Source organism: Pseudomonas sp. LBUM1664, from assembly GCF_059695895.1.
In genome coordinates, this window is record NZ_CP166791.1 from 718,425 (window position 1) to 736,132 (window position 17,708).

Annotated in this window: 23 protein-coding genes; 15 read left to right on the plus strand and 8 right to left on the minus strand. The window is 62.6% G+C overall.

Annotated features, from left to right (window positions below; translation table 11 throughout):
* Positions 1–59 precede the first annotated feature (59 nt).
* Complete coding sequence (locus ACA047_RS03355; RefSeq protein WP_497356662.1) at positions 60–944, plus strand: sugar nucleotide-binding protein; 885 nt, start codon at positions 60–62, stop codon at positions 942–944.
* On the plus strand, positions 937–1,866 hold the full coding sequence (gene pgnE / locus ACA047_RS03360; RefSeq protein WP_497356664.1) for a UDP-N-acetylglucosamine epimerase PgnE: 930 nt from the start codon (positions 937–939) through the stop codon (positions 1,864–1,866). The genes ACA047_RS03355 and pgnE overlap by 8 nt, the downstream gene beginning before the upstream one ends.
* 122 nt (positions 1,867–1,988) lie before the next feature.
* Here the strand turns inward: pgnE and ACA047_RS03365 are convergent, their stop codons facing one another.
* The 5 genes from ACA047_RS03365 to ACA047_RS03385 form a co-directional block, all read right to left on the minus strand.
* Positions 1,989–2,687: an OmpW/AlkL family protein gene (locus tag ACA047_RS03365; protein WP_497356666.1), complete on the minus strand. Its 699-nt coding sequence runs from the start codon at positions 2,685–2,687 to the stop codon at positions 1,989–1,991.
* A 227-nt stretch (positions 2,688–2,914) separates the two neighbouring features.
* Complete coding sequence (locus tag ACA047_RS03370; RefSeq protein WP_497356668.1) at positions 2,915–3,433, minus strand: DUF3299 domain-containing protein; 519 nt, start codon at positions 3,431–3,433, stop codon at positions 2,915–2,917.
* Between the two features lie 11 nt (positions 3,434–3,444).
* A complete protein-coding gene (locus ACA047_RS03375) occupies positions 3,445–4,710 on the minus strand; it encodes an ABC transporter permease (protein ID WP_497356670.1) in 1,266 nt (421 codons plus the stop codon).
* Position 4,711: 1 nt separating this feature from the next.
* Complete coding sequence (locus ACA047_RS03380) at positions 4,712–5,422, minus strand: ABC transporter ATP-binding protein (RefSeq protein ID WP_497356672.1); 711 nt, start codon at positions 5,420–5,422, stop codon at positions 4,712–4,714.
* 94 nt (positions 5,423–5,516) lie between these two features.
* Positions 5,517–6,098, minus strand: a complete 582-nt coding sequence (locus ACA047_RS03385; protein WP_497356674.1) for a DUF2796 domain-containing protein — start codon at positions 6,096–6,098, stop codon at positions 5,517–5,519.
* Positions 6,099–6,229: 131 nt separating this feature from the next.
* On the opposite strand from ACA047_RS03385, the gene ACA047_RS03390 reads away from it, so the two are divergent.
* Positions 6,230–6,580 carry a hypothetical protein gene (locus tag ACA047_RS03390; RefSeq protein WP_497356676.1) on the plus strand — a complete coding sequence of 117 codons (351 nt, stop codon included), beginning with the start codon at positions 6,230–6,232 and terminating at the stop codon, positions 6,578–6,580.
* Between the two features lie 109 nt (positions 6,581–6,689).
* Here ACA047_RS03390 and trxA read toward each other — a convergent pair whose 3' ends face one another.
* The 3 genes from trxA to ACA047_RS03405 all read right to left on the minus strand — a co-directional run bounded on the left by trxA (position 6,690) and on the right by ACA047_RS03405 (position 8,876).
* The gene (gene trxA / locus ACA047_RS03395; RefSeq protein WP_497356678.1) at positions 6,690–7,562 is read right to left on the minus strand and encodes a thioredoxin; all 873 of its coding nucleotides are present in this window, start codon (positions 7,560–7,562) and stop codon (positions 6,690–6,692) included.
* 193 nt (positions 7,563–7,755) lie between these two features.
* Positions 7,756–8,409, minus strand: a complete 654-nt coding sequence (locus ACA047_RS03400; protein ID WP_497356680.1) for a class I SAM-dependent methyltransferase — start codon at positions 8,407–8,409, stop codon at positions 7,756–7,758.
* Positions 8,406–8,876 (minus strand): YbaY family lipoprotein, encoded by a 471-nt coding sequence (locus ACA047_RS03405; protein ID WP_497356682.1) that lies wholly within the window; start codon positions 8,874–8,876, stop codon positions 8,406–8,408. The genes ACA047_RS03400 and ACA047_RS03405 overlap by 4 nt, the downstream gene beginning before the upstream one ends.
* A 129-nt stretch (positions 8,877–9,005) precedes the next feature.
* Between ACA047_RS03405 and nrdR the strand changes: the two genes are divergently transcribed.
* The 12 genes from nrdR to ACA047_RS03465 all read left to right on the plus strand — a co-directional run bounded on the left by nrdR (position 9,006) and on the right by ACA047_RS03465 (position 17,697).
* Positions 9,006–9,470, plus strand: coding sequence for a transcriptional regulator NrdR (gene nrdR, locus ACA047_RS03410; protein ID WP_013694316.1), 465 nt, complete (start codon positions 9,006–9,008; stop codon positions 9,468–9,470).
* Complete coding sequence (ribD, locus tag ACA047_RS03415; protein ID WP_497356685.1) at positions 9,467–10,597, plus strand: bifunctional diaminohydroxyphosphoribosylaminopyrimidine deaminase/5-amino-6-(5-phosphoribosylamino)uracil reductase RibD; 1,131 nt, start codon at positions 9,467–9,469, stop codon at positions 10,595–10,597. Before nrdR ends, ribD begins: the two co-directional genes overlap by 4 nt.
* Before the next feature lie 45 nt (positions 10,598–10,642).
* Complete coding sequence (locus ACA047_RS03420; RefSeq protein WP_497356687.1) at positions 10,643–11,305, plus strand: riboflavin synthase; 663 nt, start codon at positions 10,643–10,645, stop codon at positions 11,303–11,305.
* Between the two features lie 16 nt (positions 11,306–11,321).
* Complete coding sequence (gene ribBA / locus ACA047_RS03425; protein WP_497356689.1) at positions 11,322–12,416, plus strand: bifunctional 3,4-dihydroxy-2-butanone-4-phosphate synthase/GTP cyclohydrolase II; 1,095 nt, start codon at positions 11,322–11,324, stop codon at positions 12,414–12,416.
* Positions 12,417–12,511: 95 nt separating this feature from the next.
* A complete protein-coding gene (gene ribH / locus ACA047_RS03430; protein WP_003206025.1) occupies positions 12,512–12,988 on the plus strand; it encodes a 6,7-dimethyl-8-ribityllumazine synthase in 477 nt (158 codons plus the stop codon).
* Positions 12,985–13,485: a transcription antitermination factor NusB gene (nusB, locus tag ACA047_RS03435; protein WP_047229742.1), complete on the plus strand. Its 501-nt coding sequence runs from the start codon at positions 12,985–12,987 to the stop codon at positions 13,483–13,485. The genes ribH and nusB overlap by 4 nt, the downstream gene beginning before the upstream one ends.
* Positions 13,486–13,503: 18 nt before the next feature.
* A complete protein-coding gene (gene thiL, locus ACA047_RS03440) occupies positions 13,504–14,487 on the plus strand; it encodes a thiamine-phosphate kinase (protein WP_497356691.1) in 984 nt (327 codons plus the stop codon).
* Positions 14,484–14,987, plus strand: a complete 504-nt coding sequence (locus tag ACA047_RS03445) for a phosphatidylglycerophosphatase A family protein (protein WP_210641313.1) — start codon at positions 14,484–14,486, stop codon at positions 14,985–14,987. The genes thiL and ACA047_RS03445 overlap by 4 nt, the downstream gene beginning before the upstream one ends.
* Positions 14,988–14,998: 11 nt before the next feature.
* A complete protein-coding gene (locus ACA047_RS03450; RefSeq protein WP_497356694.1) occupies positions 14,999–15,757 on the plus strand; it encodes a substrate-binding periplasmic protein in 759 nt (252 codons plus the stop codon).
* A gap of 109 nt (positions 15,758–15,866) precedes the next feature.
* Positions 15,867–16,484, plus strand: a complete 618-nt coding sequence (gene ribA, locus ACA047_RS03455; RefSeq protein WP_497356696.1) for a GTP cyclohydrolase II — start codon at positions 15,867–15,869, stop codon at positions 16,482–16,484.
* Positions 16,481–16,900 carry an MFS transporter gene (locus ACA047_RS03460; protein ID WP_497356698.1) on the plus strand — a complete coding sequence of 140 codons (420 nt, stop codon included), beginning with the start codon at positions 16,481–16,483 and terminating at the stop codon, positions 16,898–16,900. The genes ribA and ACA047_RS03460 overlap by 4 nt, the downstream gene beginning before the upstream one ends.
* Positions 16,900–17,697, plus strand: a complete 798-nt coding sequence (locus tag ACA047_RS03465; RefSeq protein WP_497356700.1) for a cobalamin-binding protein — start codon at positions 16,900–16,902, stop codon at positions 17,695–17,697. Before ACA047_RS03460 ends, ACA047_RS03465 begins: the two co-directional genes overlap by 1 nt.
* Positions 17,698–17,708: the final 11 nt, after the last annotated feature.

Below are 17,708 nucleotides of genomic sequence, written 5' to 3' on the forward strand. Positions count from 1 at the left end.
AACGCCTGCGGGCGTTATCGACCAAATTCTTGTGCCAACAGACTGGGCCTGCTGACTTTATGCGAATGCGCCTTATGTTACTGGGCGGCGGAAATGCCCTTGGGCAGGCGCTGATTCGCCTCGGTGCGGAAGAAGACATCGGTTTTCTTGCCCCCCGCCCCCCCGAAGACGGCTGGGATGCCGCGAGCCTGACTCAACTGCTCGACGACACCCGGCCGGACGCCTTGATCAACCTGGCGTACTACTTCGACTGGTTTCAGGCCGAGGCCGTCAGCGAGCAGCGCCTGGCCAGCCAGGAGCGCGCGGTCGAGCGCCTTGCCGAGCTGTGCCAGCACCACAATATTGTTTTGCTGCAACCGTCGAGCTATCGCGTGTTCGACGGTTCTCGCGCCACCGCCTACAGCGAAAAGGACGAACCGGTGCCTTTGGGCCTGCGCGGCCAGGCGTTGTGGCGGATCGAGCAAAGCGTGCGCGCCACATGCCCGCAACATGTGCTGCTGCGTTTCGGCTGGCTGCTGGACGACAGCGCCGACGGCATTCTGGGGCGTTTCCTGGGCCGGGCCGAACTGCCCGAAGAGCTGCTTTTGGCCGACGACCGTCGGGGCAATCCGACACCAGTGGACGACGCGGCGCGGGTGATCATCTCGGTGCTCAAGCAACTCGATTGCGCGGCGCCGCTGTGGGGCACCTATCATTACGCCGGTCACGAGGCGACCACGCCGTTGGCGCTGGGCCAGGCGATTCTCACCGAAGCCCGCGCCCTGCATCCTCTGGCAATCGAATCGCCCACCCCCCAGGCTCACGCCGCAAGGCCGGACGCAGCGGAAGAACCGCAGCACGCGGTGCTGGCCTGCAAGAAAATTCTGCACACTTTCGGAATCAAGCCCCGCGCCTGGCGCGCGGCACTCCCGGGCTTACTGGATAGGTTTTATCGCCATGGCTGAAGGCCCTGTTTTAATCACCGGCGGCGCTGGTTTCATTGGTTCGCACCTGACCGACGCGTTGCTCGCCAAGGGGCATTCGGTACGCATCCTCGATGACCTATCCACCGGCAAGCGCAGCAACCTGCCGCTGGACAACCCCGCCGTTGAACTGATCGAAGGCGACGTGGCCGATGCGGCCCTGGTTGCCCGGGCCATGGCCGGTTGCAGCGCCGTGGCGCACTTGGCTGCGGTGGCCTCGGTGCAAGCCTCGGTGGATGACCCGGTGCGTACTCACCAGAGCAATTTCATCGGCACCCTGAATGTCTGCGAAGCCATGCGTCAGACCGGTGTGAAACGGGTGCTGTTCGCCTCCAGCGCCGCGGTCTACGGCAACAACGGCGAAGGCCAGTCCATCGACGAAGAAACCCCCAAGGCTCCGCTCACGCCGTACGCCTCGGACAAACTGGCCAGCGAGTTCTACTTTGATTTCTATCGCCGCCAGCATGATCTGGAGCCGGTGGTGTTCCGCTTCTTCAACATTTACGGCCCGCGCCAGGATCCGTCTTCACCGTATTCCGGGGTCATCAGCATCTTTAGCGAGCGGGCGCACAAAGGCCTGCCGATCACCGTGTTCGGCGACGGCGAGCAGACTCGGGATTTTGTCTACGTCGAAGATCTGGTGGACTTGCTGGTGCAGGCCATCGAAAAGCCCGAAGTGGACGTGGGGGCGGTGAACGTCGGTTGGAACCAGGCCACGACCCTCAAGCAGATGCTCCAGGCGCTGGCGGTGGTGGTGGGGGATTTGCCGCCGATCAGCTACGGCCCGGCACGCTCCGGCGACATCCGCCATTCGCGGGCCAACAATCGTCGCCTGTTGGAACGCTTCAGCTTTCCACAGCAAACACCGATGAGCGTGGGGCTGGCGCGGTTGTTGGGGCGCTGAGTTTCCAGCTGCCACGAAAAAGGCGCCTCAGGGGCGCCTTTTTCATTTGATCGTTCCCACGCAGAGCGTAGGAACGATCGCATCGCCGCTGGGTGTGTTGTCACCTTGCCATTGCGCAGAGGTTAAAACTTGTAACCCACGCCCACCATGTAGACCCATGGGTCTACATCGACATCCACTTTGACCCGGGTACCGCTGGCCACGGCGTTGTTGTCGACATAAGCGGTGGTATTGATGTCGATGTAGCGAATCTGGCCGTTGATCATGATGTGCTCGGTCAACATGTAGTCGGCACCCACTTCCCCCGCCAGGCCCCAGCTGTTGCTCGCCCGGAAGTTGCTGAAACCGTTGGCGGCGGCTTCGCTGCTGACGTGTTCGTCGTAGATCCAAGTGTAGTTGATACCGGCACCGACGTAAGGCTGGAAAGCCGACTTGGCGTTGAGCGGGTAGTAGACCAGGCTCAGGGTCGGCGGCAGTTCCTTGATCGTGCCGAGTTTGTTGTTGGCCGCGCCCAGGGAGGTGCCTTTGACTTTCACGTCGTGTTCGAACGGCGAGGCCGCCAGCAGTTCGATGGCCAGGTTGTCGGTAAGCATGTAGGCAAAGTTCAGGCCTAGCTGCGTGTCGCTGCCAACGGTCGCCTTGCCGCCCAAGTTGGTACCGGCCAGTGGGCCGCGGTCGACCTTGACGCTGGAACTGTCGTCGCCCGGATTGACGGTGATGGCACCGGCGCGAACGATAATGTCGCCGGTAGTGTGGGCTTGGGCGAGTGGGGCGGCGAGCGCGAGCGCAATGAGGGAAGCGCTGAGCAAGGACTTGTTCATGGGGGCTCCAGGGGATATTGAAATGTATGTCCCATGGTACGAACGCGTCTGGAGGGATCTTTTGACGCAGCTCAATGAAACGGTGATGAGGAGTCCTTGAGGGCCCCTTCGCGAGCAGGCTCGCTCCCACAGGGGGGCGTGCCGGGTCCAAAATTTGTGTTCACCGCCAATCTAATGTGGGAGCGAGCCTGCTCGCGATGGCTATCGGCAACACATCACCCCCGGATTCACTCCGGCAGTTCATACACATAAATCTTCTGCGCCTCCATCTGATACCCGGCATCGGCCAGTTCACTGGTGGACGGTTTGACCTGCATCGGCCCTTCCACCCAGTAAGGTTGGTACAACTCGTCGAGTTTCACCCCGACTTCGCTTTTCACATGCACGATCTGGTTGGATGGCGGTGGCGGCACGTGGATGCAGGCGCCGAAATACGGCACCAGTAAAAAGTCCGTGGTACGGCCTTGCTCACTGACTTCCAGCGGCACGATGTAGCCCGGCAAACGAATCTGCTGGCCGTCGAGGGACTTGACCACCGGCGCGTTGGGCAAGTCCTGCTTGGCCGCCGGCGCGGATTCGGCAGCCAGGGCATCGCTCATCTTCGACAGGTCGTGCAGCGGGGTCATGTTCGGCACTTCCGGCGGCGCGTCCGGCGGGATCATCTCCGACCAGGCCAGGTCCCTCGGCTCGGCCGCCCACAGCGGCAGGGCGACCATCATCAACAGCACAAGCAGCGCGCGGGGCATTTTGAATGTCCTCATAAACGGATCGACAGGCCGTCGGCCAGCGATTGGCGATAGGCGCGCCAGGCCGGCACGCTGCCCATCAGCAGGGCGGCGATCAGGATGCCAGCCATGAGCGTCCATTCATATTCGCTCGGCCAGGCCAGTGGCAGATACAAACCATAGGCTGACTGCACGTAACCCTGGGCGGCAGCGATGCCGATGTACAACAAGACCAGCCCGCCGGTCACTCCGGCCAGCGCCAGGGCGAAGGCTTCGAGCACCAGCAGGGTCGCGATGTGCCACGGTCGCGCACCCACCGAACGCAGGATCGCCATCTCCCGCCGGCGCTCGTTGAGGCTGGTGAGGATCGCCGTGAGCATGCCGATCAGCCCGGTCAGCACCACGAACAGCGAAATCACGAACAAGGCTTTTTCCGCCGTGCCCATCAGGCTCCACAATTCCTGTAATGCCACGCCGGGGAGGATCGCCAGCAGGGGTTCGCCACGGAATTCATTGATCTCGCGCTGCAAGGCAAAAGTGGAAATCTTGCTGTTGAGGCCAAGCATGAACGCGGTGATCGCTTGGGGTGTGAGGTCCATGTTGCGGGCCTGGTCGGCGCTGATGCGGGCATTGCCCTGGGCTGGCGCGCCGTTCTTCCAGTCGATGTGGATCGCTTCCATGCCGCCGAGGCTGATGTGCAGCGTGCGGTCTACCGGGGTGCCGGTGCGCTTGAGAATACCGACCACGGTAAAGGGCTTGTCGTCATGCTTGACCAGGCTGATCGCCGCCACGCCGTGGGCCAGCACCAGTTTGTCGCCAAGCTTGTAGTGCAGCGCTTGGGCCACTTCGGCGCCGAGCACCACTTCGAATGGATCGGTGGCGAAGGCTCGGCCATCGGCCAGCGCCAGGTGTTGTTGGCGGCCGTACTGGTAATGCTCGAAGTAGGCCTCGGTGGTGCCCATCACCCGATAGCCGCGATGGGAATCACCAAGGGACATGGGGATCGCCCACTTCACTTTCGGGTTGCTGGCGAAGTGTTCGAAGCTGTCCCAGCGGATGTTGTTGGTGGCGTTGCCGATGCGAAACACCGAGTACAGCAGCAGATTCACCGAACCTGAGCGGGCGCCGACGATCAGGTCGGTACCGCTGATGGTGCTGGCGAAGCTGGCCCGCGCTTCGGTGCGCACCCGCTCGACCGCCAGCAGCAGGCAGACCGACAGGGCGATGGCGAAAGCGGTGAGGATTGCGGTGAAACGGCGGTTCGCCAGGCTGGCCATGGCTAGACGGAACAAATACATCTCAGACCTCGATGGGCGTGGCGGCGCGATTGAGATCGGCCAGCGAGAGGTTGCGGTCGAACAGCGGCGCCAGGCTCTGGTCGTGGCTGACGAACAGCAGGCTTGATCCGGCCTCACGGCATTCAGCGAACAACAGCCGCAGGAAATTTTCCCGGGCGTCGTAGTCCAGGGCCGAAGTCGGTTCGTCGGCGATCACCAGTTCGGGTTGGCCGATCAACGCCCGGGCGGCGGCAACCCGTTGCTGCTGGCCGATGGAAAGCGAGTCGGCGCGGCGTTCCAGCAGGTTCGGATCGGTCAGCCCCAAGTGGGCCAGCAACGTGGTGGCGGCTTGATCGACGCTGCCGTGGCGCTGGATGGCCCGTTGCGCACGCAGCTTGGAAAAGTGGCAGGGCAGTTCAACGTTCTCGCGCACCGAGAGAAACGGCAGCAAATTGAATTGCTGGAAGATGTAGCCGGTGTGGTCCACGCGAAAGCGGTCGCGACTGCCTGCGCCCAGTTCGGTGAGCTCTTGGCCGAGCAGGCGGATGCTGCCGCGATCCGGCGTTTGCACACCGCCCAAAAGCCCTAGCAGCGTAGTTTTGCCACTGCCGCTGGGGCCCTTTAGAAACAGCGTCTCGCCGGCCTCCAGGCGAAACGCCGGGATATCCAGCAACGGCGGATGCCCGGGCCAACTGAAGCCCAGGTCGGACAGTTCGATGAGTGCTTGGGTCATGTTTGTGGTTTCAAGGTAATGCAACACCTGTGGAATATCTGTGGGAGCAAGCTTTGCTCCCACCAAGCCCGCCCCACATGGGGTTTGCAGTGAATCAGAATTTCAGGGTTGGCGCGTTGGCCATGATTTCCACGCCTTGCTGGCCGCTTGGGCTGATCAGTTGTACCTGAATCTTCAGGGTGGCCGGGAAGGTTTTGAACAGTGTCGCCAGGTCCAGGTTCGTCAAGGCGCCAGGCGCGGCGCAGGTGAACTGGTAGCTGGCATGGATTTCACTGTGCTCGTGGTGTTCGTCGCCATCGGCGTCTTCGTCAGTGTCTTCGTGGTCGGGCTCATCACCGAACAGCGGGCTCTCCAGGTCTTGCTGGGCCACGCTGCATTTGGCGGCGGCCGGCAAGTTGAACAGTGCCAGCGGTTTTTCCAGTTGTGCTCGTACCGCGGCAACCTTGGCCTTGTCGGCGTCGCTGGTGGCGGCGTGTTCGAAGCCCACCAGATTCATCGCCGGGCTTTGCAGTTCCAGCTCCAGGGTCTGGCCGTCCAATGCAGCGTTCAGTCGGCCGACGCCGTGTTCATGGGCGCCGAGGCTGCCGTGCTCATGGTCATGATCATGCTCGACAGCCGCGTGAGCGACAGCCAATGGCAGCAGGGCGAACGGCAGGGCAAGAAGCAGACGGCGCATGACAAGTCTCCGATAACGTGAATATTCTGTTATGTAATCTTATAACGAAAGTGCGGAGAGTTTGACCGTCTGCTTGGCGTCGCGCAAGGCCCATGGGAGCATGCGCAGATGAAATATTCAGGAGCACGGTGATGTTGCGGATACGCGGAACCGTCGGCGATTGGCCGGTGGACTTGTCGATCGAAATGGATGAGGGCGACTGGGCGCAGCTCGGCGCGCAGTTGCAAGCGGTCAAGCCCGATGGCATGGCAGCGCCTGCGGCCAAGCCGGCCAACCAGGACGATGCCTTGTGGCAGATCGCCAAGGAGTTGCTGCACAAGGCCGGGCAATTGAGCGGGCCGGACCTGCTGGAACAGCTCGAAGGTCTGACCGGCAGTGCGTCGGCGGGCAAGCGCCTGTTGGTGCGCTTGCGCCATAGCCCGGATGTAAAAGTCATCAGCGGTGGCGACACACCGCTCTACAGCTGGCACGAAAGCCCGTAGGAGCTGTCGAGCGAAGCGAGGCTGCGATCTTTACCCCTGACGCTTGAGTCTCAAGCGAAAGATCAAAAGATCGCAGCCTTCGGCAGCTCTTACAGATGCGTGGTGTTAGTCAGTACAACGCCGCGAACAGCTTGCGACGATAGGTCGTCACCAGTGGATGATCGTTGCCCAGCAGTTCGAACACTTGCAGCAGCGTCTTGTGGGGCAGGCCTTCGCTGTAGCTGCGGTTGCGGATGAACAGCTTGAGCAGCGCGTCGAGGGCCGTTTCGTACTGTTGACGCGCCAGTTGCTGGATCGCCAGTTGATACACCGCTTCATCGTCTAGCGGGTCTTTCGCCAGACGGGCCTTGAGGTCGGCGGCGTCGGGCAGATGCTTGGCCAGGCCGAGGAATTGGATCTGCGCCTTGGCGCCGGCCAGCGCGGCCTTGTGCTCATCGCTTTTCACCGCGTCGAGCACGGTCTGCGCTTCGTCCAGCTCGCCGCGTTCGGTCAGGCAGCGGGCATACAGGATCAGGGCCTTGGCGTTGGTGTTGTCTTCGCCCAGCAACACCTTGAGCAGGGCTTCGGCGTCGGCGAAACGACCGTCGTCGAACAGCGCTTGAGCCTGTTCGAACGGGTCGGCGGCGGCCGGAGGCGGCATCTGCACGTGGGGTTCGAGCATCGCCCGCACCGCCGACTCCGGCTGGGCGCCGGCGAACCCGTCAACGGGCTGGCCGTCCTTGAACAGCACCACGGTGGGCAAACTGCGGATGCCGAAGCGAGCGACGATGTCCTGCTCGATGTCGCAGTCCACCTTGGCCAGCAGCAATTCGCCCTGGTAACTCTCGGCAATGGTTTGCAGCATCGGCATCAGCGCTTTGCACGGTGCACACCACTCGGCCCAGAAATCCACCAGCACCGGTTTGTGGAAAGAGTTGGCGATCACCGACTGATCGAAATCGGCGGTGGTGGCGTCGAAGATGTATGGCGTGTCCTGGGTCATGGGGAGTCTCGTAAAACGCTTGAATGGGGCAACTATACGGCTTGGTGGGGGTGGCTGAAAGCGGGGCCTTGTGGTGCCTGATAGGCCGATATCGCGAGCAGGCTCGCTACCACAGGGGATTTGTTCAGGTCACAGTGTTTGAGTACGCCACAAAACAATTGTGGGAGCGAGCCCGCTCGCGATGCCCTTGAGGCTAACGCCGCGCGTGGTACAGGCTCACATGCCGAAACTCTTCAGGCTCGGCCAGATCCGGCAGGGTCATGGCTTGGAGCATTTCGATGCGCCGGTAGAGCGGATGCTGGAAATCCCGCACCCGGGAATCGGCCACCAGGGCTTCGCGGCCGCGGCTGAGGAATTGGTCCAGCAGTGGCAGGTTGGCTCGGTCGTAGAGCACGTCGGCGACCAGGATCAGGTCGAAGCGATCGGCCTCGGCGAAGAAGTCCGTCGAATAACTCAGCGCTACACCATTGAGCAACGCATTGGCCCGGCACGCAGCAATTGCCAGCGGATCCAGGTCGCAGGCCACCACTTCCACCGCCCCGGCCTTGACTGCCGCGATGCCCGCCACGCCGGAGCCGGCGCCGAAATCCAGCACCCGCTTGCCCTCGACCCACTGCGGGTGTTCGGCCAGGTAGCGCGCCATCGCCAGGCCGCTGGCCCAGCAGAAGCTCCAGTAAGGTGGCTCATGGAGGATGCGCCGGGTTTCTTCCGGGCTGAAGGCACGGTCCATGTTGTCGCCGTCGATCAGCCACAGTTTCAGGTCAGTGCCTGGCAGCGGGCAGGCCACCAGGTGTGCGTCTCCAAGCAATTCACTCAACGCCTGTTGCAGGTCTTGCGGTGCACTCATGGCGCTTTTACGAATTGCAACGATCCCAGCGCCTGGGTGGTCGGTTGGGTGATGCGTTGTTCCGGCAAGTGCAGGATCAGTTGACCGGACTGGCTGGCGCGGCCGCGCAGTTCCACGCGGGCGCCGACCGGGAAGGCTTCGGGGTTGAAGCGCAGGCGAAAGGGCAGGGCCAGGTTGTTGCCGATCAGGCTGGAACTGGCTAGCAACTGCTGCGGACGGTCCTGGTCATCGATCACCAGCAACGCCAGTTCGACCTCGGCCCCGGCCGGTACGCCTTGCAAGGTGCCGCTCAATTCCCGCTGATAAGCGGGCAATGGCCCCAGTTCGGCCGCCTGGCGGGCTTTTTCCTGGGCCTGCTTTGGCGCAGGGGTCTGTGCGGGAGCAGGTGCGGCGGGCTTGGGGGCGTCGCTGCTGCACGCCATCAGCAGGCTGAAGCAACTGAGCAAAATGAGCGAACGTAGCGGCATGTGTGGCTCCAGCAAATGGTGAATTCCGTGGATCTGACGGTAAGCCCGTCTGTATACCGTAAACCCTATGGCTTGTCTTGCCAGTGGGATGCGCTACCATGGCCCTCCCTTTTTTTGTTGCCTGCCACCATGCACTGTCCCTTCTGCGGTGCCAACGACACCAAAGTCATCGATTCGCGACTGGTCGCCGAAGGCGAACAGGTCCGTCGCCGGCGCGAATGCCTGGCCTGCGGTGAACGTTTCACGACGTTCGAGACCGCTGAGCTGGTGTTGCCGCGCCTGATCAAAACCGACGGCAGCCGTCAGCCGTTCGACGAAGAAAAACTGCGCGCCGGCATGCAGCGCGCCCTGGAAAAGCGTCCGGTGAGCGTCGAGCGCCTGGAAGCCGCACTGGTGCACATCAAGCACAAGTTGCGGGCGACCGGCGAGCGCGAGGTCAAATCCCTGGTGGTCGGTGAGCTGGTGATGGCCGAGCTGCAGAAGCTCGATGAAGTCGCCTACATCCGTTTCGCCTCGGTGTACCGCCGCTTCCAGGACCTGAACGAGTTCCGCGAAGAAATCGACCGCCTGGCCCGCGAACCGGTGAAAGAATGACCACCTCGGCGCAGCAGGCCGTCCTCGACGCCCATTACATGGCCCGCGCCCTGGAACTGGCGCGGCGCGGCCACTACACCACCCACCCCAATCCTCGCGTCGGCTGCGTGATTGTGCGTGATGGGCAGGTTGTTGGCGAAGGCTGGCACATCCGTGCTGGCGAACCCCATGCCGAAGTCCATGCCCTGCGCGCCGCCGGTGAGCTGGCCCGAGGGGCTACGGCCTACGTGACCCTCGAACCTTGCAGCCACCACGGACGTACACCGCCCTGCGCCGATGCGCTGGTCAACGCCGGCGTAGCACGGGTGGTGGCAGCGATGCAGGACCCGAACCCGGAAGTCGCCGGTCGCGGCTTGCAACGGCTGGCCCAGGCGGGTATCGCCACTGAAAGCGGCGTGCTCGAAGGCGAAGCGCGCACGCTCAACCAGGGTTTTCTCAAGCGCATGGAGCACGGCCTGCCGTTTGTTCGGGTCAAACTCGCCATGAGTCTGGATGGCCGCACGGCCATGGAAAGCGGCGAAAGCCAGTGGATCACAGGCACCGCCGCGCGCTCGGCGGTACAGCGTCTGCGGGCCCAGGCCAGCGTGGTGCTGACCGGCGCCGATACGGTGCTGGCCGACAATGCCCGCCTGACGGTGCGCGCCGATGAACTCGGGCTGGATGCGCAGCAGACCGCGCTGGTCATGAGCCGCCCGCCGCTGCGGGTGTTGGTGGACGGACGTCTGCGTGTGCCGCTGGACGCAGCATTTTTCAAGGCCGGCCCGGCGCTGGTCGCTACCTGCATGGCGGTGGAAGAACAGTACGCCAACGGTCCCGAATGCATGATCGTGGCGGGCGAAGACGGCCAGGTCGATCTGCGTCGCCTGCTGGTTGAGCTGGCAGCCCGTGGCGTCAATGAGGTACTGGTGGAAGCCGGCCCGCGCCTGGCGGGCGCGTTCGCCCGGCAAGGGCTGGTGGACGAATTCCAGATTTTTATCGCCGGCAAGTTCCTGGGCTCTTCGGCGCGGCCGTTGCTGGACTGGCCGCTGGCGCAGATCAAAGACGCCCCGGAACTCAAAATCACCGAAATTCGCGCCGTGGGCGATGACTGGCGAGTCATCGCCGTTCCCGTTCTGGCCCGCGTATAATTCCCGGCTCTCGCTAAGCGGCGGCCCGTTCTCGAGGAGGACTCCATGTTTACCGGCATCATCGAATCCATCGGCAGCATCCGTGCACTCACCCCCAAGGGCGGCGACGTTCGGGTCTACGTCGAAACCGGCAAGCTCGACCTGAGCGACGTCAAACTGGGTGACAGCATCGCCGTGAACGGCGTGTGCCTGACCGCCGTCGAACTGCCGGGCAATGGTTTTCTGGCGGATGTCAGCCGCGAAACCCTTGATTGCACCGCGATGAACGATCTCAAGAGCGGCAGCCCGGTCAACCTGGAAAAGGCCCTGACCCCCACCACCCGCTTGGGTGGGCACCTGGTCAGCGGGCATGTCGACGGCGTCGGCGAAGTGGTCTCGCGCACCGATAACGCCCGGGCCGTGGAATTTCGCATCCGCGCCCCGAAAGAACTGGCCAAGTACATCGCCCATAAAGGCTCGATCACCGTCGATGGCACCAGCCTGACGGTCAACGCGGTGGATGGTGCCGAGTTTTTGTTGACGATCATTCCGCACACTTTGAGCGAAACCATCATGGCCTCGTATCAGCCAGGTCGCCGGGTAAACCTGGAAGTCGACCTGCTGGCCCGTTACCTGGAGCGCCTGCTGCTGGGCAACAAAGCCGCAGAGCCGGCCGCCGGTAACATTACTGAAAGCTTTCTGGCCGCCAACGGCTACCTCAAATCCTGACCCAAGGGGGTGCCGCGTGGCGCTCAATAGCATCGAAGAGCTGGTTGAAGACATCCGCCAAGGCAAGATGGTCATCCTCATGGATGACGAAGACCGCGAGAACGAAGGCGACCTGATCATGGCTGCCGAGTGCTGCAAGGCCGAACACATCAACTTCATGGCCAAGCACGCCCGTGGCTTGATCTGCATGCCGATGAGCCGCGAGCGCTGCGAGCTGCTGAGGCTGCCGCTGATGGCGCCGCGCAACGGCTCCGGCTTCGGCACCAAGTTCACCGTGTCCATTGAGGCCGCCGAAGGCGTGACCACCGGTATCTCCGCCGCTGACCGTGCGCGCACCGTGCAGGCCGCCGCCGCGAAAGATGCCAAGGCTGAAGACATTGTCAGCCCCGGCCATATCTTCCCGCTGATGGCCCAGGCCGGCGGCACCCTGGCCCGCGCCGGCCACACCGAGGCGGCGTGCGACCTGGCGCGCATGGCGGGTTTCGAGCCCAGCGGTGTGATCTGCGAAGTGATGAACGACGATGGCACCATGTCGCGTCGCGCGGAACTGGAAGCCTTCGCCGCCGAACACAACATCAAGATCGGCACCATCGCCGACCTGATTCACTATCGGATGATCCACGAACGTACCGTTCAGCGGATCTCCGAGCAGCCGCTGGACAGCGAACTGGGCCATTTCAACCTGGTGACCTACCGCGATTCGGTGGAAGGCGACGTGCACATGGCATTGACCCTGGGCACCGTGTGCGCTGAAGAACCGACCCTGGTGCGCGTGCACAACATGGACCCGCTGCGCGACCTGCTGATGGTCAAGCAACCTGGCCGCTGGAGCCTGCGGGCCGCCATGGCCGCCGTGGCCGAGGCCGGCAGTGGCGTGGTGTTGCTGCTCGGGCACCCGCTCGATGGCGACGTGCTGTTGGCGCACATTCGCGAAACCGGCGAGCAGCAGTTGCCGCTGAAAAAACCGACCACTTACAGCACGGTCGGCGCCGGTTCGCAGATCCTGCGTGACCTGGGCGTGCGCAAAATGCGCCTGATGAGCGCACCGATGAAGTTTAATGCGATATCCGGTTTCGATCTGGAAGTTGTAGAATACGTGCCCTCCGAATAATCACCCGGTTTTTCCGGCGCTGTATTCGCTAATATTGCTAATACCACTAAGGAGCGCGTATCGAACGCGCTCCGGCTCTTTAAGAGATCTGACGAATGACCCTGAAGACCATCGAAGGTACCTTCATCGCCCCTAAAGGCCGCTACGCTCTGGTAGTAGGCCGTTTCAACAGCTTCGTGGTTGAGAGCCTGGTCGGCGGTGCGGTCGATGCCCTGGTTCGCCATGGCGTGAGCGAAAGCGACATCACCATCATCCGTGCGCCTGGCGCCTTCGAAATTCCGCTGGTTGCGCAAAAAGTCGCTCAAAAAGGCGAATATGCAGCGATCATCGCCTTGGGCGCGGTCATTCGTGGCGGTACTCCGCACTTCGAATACGTGGCTGGCGAATGCACCAAGGGCTTGGCCCAGGTGTCCATGGAGTTCGGTGTGCCGGTCGCCTTCGGCGTGCTGACCGTTGATTCCATCGAGCAAGCCATCGAACGTTCCGGCACCAAGGCCGGTAACAAAGGTGCCGAAGCTGCCCTGTCCGCCCTGGAAATGGTTAGCCTGCTGGCGCAGTTGGAGGCCAAGTGATTAGCGACGAAAGCGATCGTTTCAACCCGCGCGATCCCAAGCCTGCCGATGCCGGCAAGCCTTCGAAAAGCGTCAAGCGCCGCGAAGCCCGTCAGCTCGCGACCCAGGCGCTGTATCAATGGCACATGGCCAAGCAGTCGTTGAACGAGATCGAAGCCCAATTTCGGGTCGATAACGATTTCAGCGATGTTGATGGCGCGTATTTCCGCGAGATCCTGCACGGGGTTCCTGCGCACAAGACCGAGATCGACATCGCCCTGGCACCTTGCCTGGACCTGACCATCGAAGAGCTGGACCCGGTTGAGCTGGCGGTTTTGCGCCTGTCCACCTGGGAGCTGATGCAGCGCGTCGACGTACCGTACCGCGTGGTGATCAACGAAGGGATCGAGTTGGCGAAAGTCTTCGGTTCCACCGATGGCCACAAGTTCGTCAACGGCGTGCTCGACAAGCTGGCCCCGCGTCTGCGTGAAGCTGAAGTGAAGGCGTTCAAGCGCTGATTGGCGTTTGCAGCGGCTATGGGCGAATTTGAGCTAATCCGTGACTACTTCGCTGCCGCGCCTTGTGCTCAGGGCGGCGAGGGCGGCGAGGGCGGCGAAGGCGTTGCGCTGGGGATCGGCGACGATTGCGCCTTGCTGGCCGTTCCCCCTGGGGAACAGTTGGCGGTGTCCACCGACACGCTGGTGGCCGGTGTGCATTTTCCAGACCCTTGCGACCCGTTCCTGCTCGGCCAGCGCTCGCTGGCCGTGGCGGTCAGTGACCTGGCCGCCATGGGCGCCACCCCTTTGGCATTTACCCTTGCCCTGACCTTGCCGACGGTGACCGCCGATTGGCTGCAAGCCTATGCCCGTGGTTTGAACCAGATGGCCCAGGCTTGTGGTGTAGCGCTGGTGGGCGGCGACACCACTCGCGGGCCGTTGAGCCTGACCATGACGGTATTCGGCCGCGTGCCGTCCGGCCAGGCGCTGACCCGAAGTGGCGCGCAGCCCGGCGATCTGTTGTGTGTCGGCGGTGATCTGGGCAATGCTGCCGGTGCATTGCCGCTGGTGCTCGGCCAACGCCACGCCGAATCTGCTGTCGCCGAGCCGCTGCTGGCGCATTATTGGTCACCACGGCCGCAGATCGACTTGGGCCAGGCGCTGCGGGGCAAGGCCAGCGCGGCGATGGATATTTCCGATGGGCTGCTGGCCGATTGCGGGCATATCGCACTGGCGTCCGGGGTGGTATTACAAGTTGAACGGGAGCGACTGCCGCTGTCCAACGCTTTGGTAACGTTCCTTGGCCGGTCGGGTGCTGCGGATGCGGCACTGAGCGGCGGTGACGATTACGTGTTGCTATTCGCCCTGCCACCGGTCCGATTGGCGGCATTACAGGCCGAGGGCTGGCCGATCCACGTGATCGGCAGCGTCATGGCCGGGCAAGGCGTCATGCTGCTCGACAGCCTTGGGCGCGACATCACCCCATCTATACGGGGCTATCAACATTTTCGGGAGACACCGTGACAGATCATCCCAACCAGGTCCCGGCAGAATTCGTTCCGCCCTCGGTCTGGCGAAATCCCTGGCATTTCCTGGCATTCGGCTTCGGCTCGGGTACCTTGCCTAAAGCGCCGGGCACCTGGGGTTCGCTGGTTGCGCTACCCTTCATACCGTTGTGGCAGATGTTGCCAGACTGGGGCTACTGGCTGATGCTCGGCGTCACCATGCTGTTTGGCTTCTGGCTGTGCGGCAAGGTGGCGGACGATCTGCGGGTGCACGATCATGAAGGCATCGTCTGGGATGAGATGGTCGGCATGTGGATCACTCTTTGGTTAGTGCCAGAGGGCTGGTACTGGCTACTGGCGGGGTTCCTGGTCTTCCGCTTCTTCGACATTCTCAAACCATGGCCAATCCGCTGGATCGACCGGCATGTACACGGCGGTGTCGGAATCATGCTCGACGACGTGCTGGCCGGGGTCTTCGCCTGGCTGGCAATGCAAGGGTTGGTGTGGTGTTTCACCTGAGGGAGCCAGGCATGGGCGTGAGCCGCGCACTGTTGCTATTGCTGTGTTTAGGATCCTGCCTCGGCGTTCGGGTGGCCGACTCGGCGCCGCTGCCCGGCAAGGTCCGGGCGGCCAGCGAGGAGTGGGCCGATTACACCCAGGCCGATGGCCAGGGCATGGGCTGGGACATCGTGCGTAAGGTGTTCGAGCCCGAAGGCGTCAAGCTGGAGATCCGCAGCGTGCCCTATACCCGTTCGATCGGGTTGGTGCAGCGTGGCGAAGTCGATGTGCAGGTCGGCGCCTATCGCGATGAGTCCGAAGGGGTGCTTTATCCCCGCTGGCACTACGACATCGATCACATCTATGCCCTGGGGCTGGCCTCCAAACCGACGCCCACGCTGGCAACGATTGGCAACTATCGGCTGGTATGGATGCGCGGGTACGAATACAACAACTACCTGCCCAACATCCGGCGTTTCAATGAAGTCCACCGTACAGTGGGTATCTTGTCGATGCTGGCCCACGATCGTGCCGATTTTTATGTCGATGGGTTGATGGAACTCCAGGAGATGCTCGCCAAGACTGATAATCCTCAGCAGTTCAAACTCTCGCCGCTGATCAACTTGCCGTTGTACTTAGGCTTTGCCAACAACGAAAACGGAAGGGCGCTGCGTTCGTTTTTCGACCAGCGCATGGAGGTGCTGGTGAAAACCGGCCAACTGAAGCCGATTTTCGAACGTTGGAAGCAACCTTATCCTTTTGACGAGAACGGTAAACCACCCAAGTCGTAATCAATCTTTTCGATGGTTATGGCCGATAATTCAGCCTAAGCGTCTGTAGGAACGTGCTGTTACAATGCCCGCCTCTGCGACTCTCCAGTACTAGATCAGGAGCACACCGGTGCCTGTCGTTTTTGTTGCCGCTTCCAAGCTGCCAACGCCGTTTGCGCAATTCACCATGCACGGTTTTCTCGATGAAGCCACTGGCCGCGAGCACGTCGTGCTGAGCCTGGGTGATTTCGCCGACGGTGCCCCGGTGCTCGGCCGCCTGCATTCCGAATGCCTGACGGGCGATGCCCTGTTCAGCCAGCGCTGCGATTGCGGTTCACAGCTCGAAGCGGCGTTGCAGGCCATTGCCCGTGAAGGCCGAGGCGTGCTGCTGTACCTGCGTCAGGAAGGTCGCGGCATCGGCCTGCTGAACAAGATTCGTGCCTATGAATTACAAGATGGCGGCGCCGATACCGTGGAAGCCAACGAGCGCCTCGGGTTTGCCGCCGACCTGCGTGACTACAGCATCTGCCTGCCCATGCTCCAACACCTGGGCGTCAGGTCGTTGCGGTTGATGACCAACAACCCACGCAAGGTCAAGGCACTGACCGACATGGGCATCGTGGTGGCCGAGCGCGTGCCGCTGCACACCGGTCATAACCCGCACAACAAACTCTACCTGGCGACCAAGGCCAGCAAGCTCGACCATATGATGGGCAACGAGCATCAGGGCGAGGTCGACCGGGCGTGACGCGTGGCCAGGTCCGGCGGCGACTGGCCGTCAGTTGGTGGCAATACCTGGCCCTGGCCTTGGTGCCGCTGTTCGTGATCAACGCAGTCTTTGGTCAGGGCGAAGCCATTCTGCCGGTGCTGGCGATGCCGCTGTTTATCGCCGGCGTGGCGTCCATGTTTGTCAGCCTGCGATTCTTCGGCGTTTATAAACACGCCTTGATTGCCACTCAGCAAGCCCTCGACACGCCAGAAGAGCCTCAAGCCTGGATTGCACTGGCGGCCCGGCGTCGTGCGGCCTTCCTGGCCGCTGGGCTACCGGCCTGGATCGGCACCCTGGCGGTGTTCGTCGGCCTGGAAGCCGTGCCGCTGATGCTGCTGGCGTTGTCCTCTGCGGTGCTGTTCTACCTGTATCGCATCCCGCGTCAGCTCGGCTGATGAACCGCTGGCTGGCGGTTCTACTGCTGGCCGTCAGTGCTTCGACGACTGCGGCTTCACGTGTAGTCAGCCTGGCGCCCTCGCTATCGGAAATCGTCGTTGAACTGGGTTCCGTCGACCTCTTGGTCGGCGTGCTGGATGCTGGTGATCGTCCGTCGGTGCTCAAAGACCTGCCCTCCGTGGGTCGTTACGGGCAATTGGACATGGAGCGCTTGCTCAGCCTCAAGCCCGATCTGCTCCTGCTCTGGCCTGGCAGCGTTGGCCCGGCCCAGCGTGTACAGCTCAAGGGGTTGGGCATTGCTGTCTACGTCGCCGAGCCCCACAGCCTCGAGCAACTCATCGCACAAATCGAAGACATCGCCATGCAGCTCGGTCGCCCGGAGCGGGGCGTGCAGCGAGCGGCGCAGTTGCGCGGGCGCCTTGAAGCATTGCGTCAGCGTTACCGGCGTGACACGCCGTTGCCGGTGTTCTATCAGGTCTGGGACCGACCGCTGTACACCGTCGGTGGTGGGCAGATCATCAGCGATGCCTTGGCGGTGTGCGGCGCGCATAACGTCTTTGCCGATCTGAGCCTGCCGGCGCCGCAGGTGAGTGTGGAGTCGGTACTACAGCGTAATCCGCAGATCATTCTGGCCACGGAGCAGGCACAGCTCGATGCCTGGAAAGCCTGGCCGCAGTTGGCGGCGGTGGCGCAGGGGCGTTTGTTGCGGGTCAGTGACAAGGGCCTGGAGCGGCCCAGTGGGCAGATGATCGAGGCGACGGCTGGGTTGTGCGGGCTGATTGCGCCGGACAGGTAAACCGCGGCGCG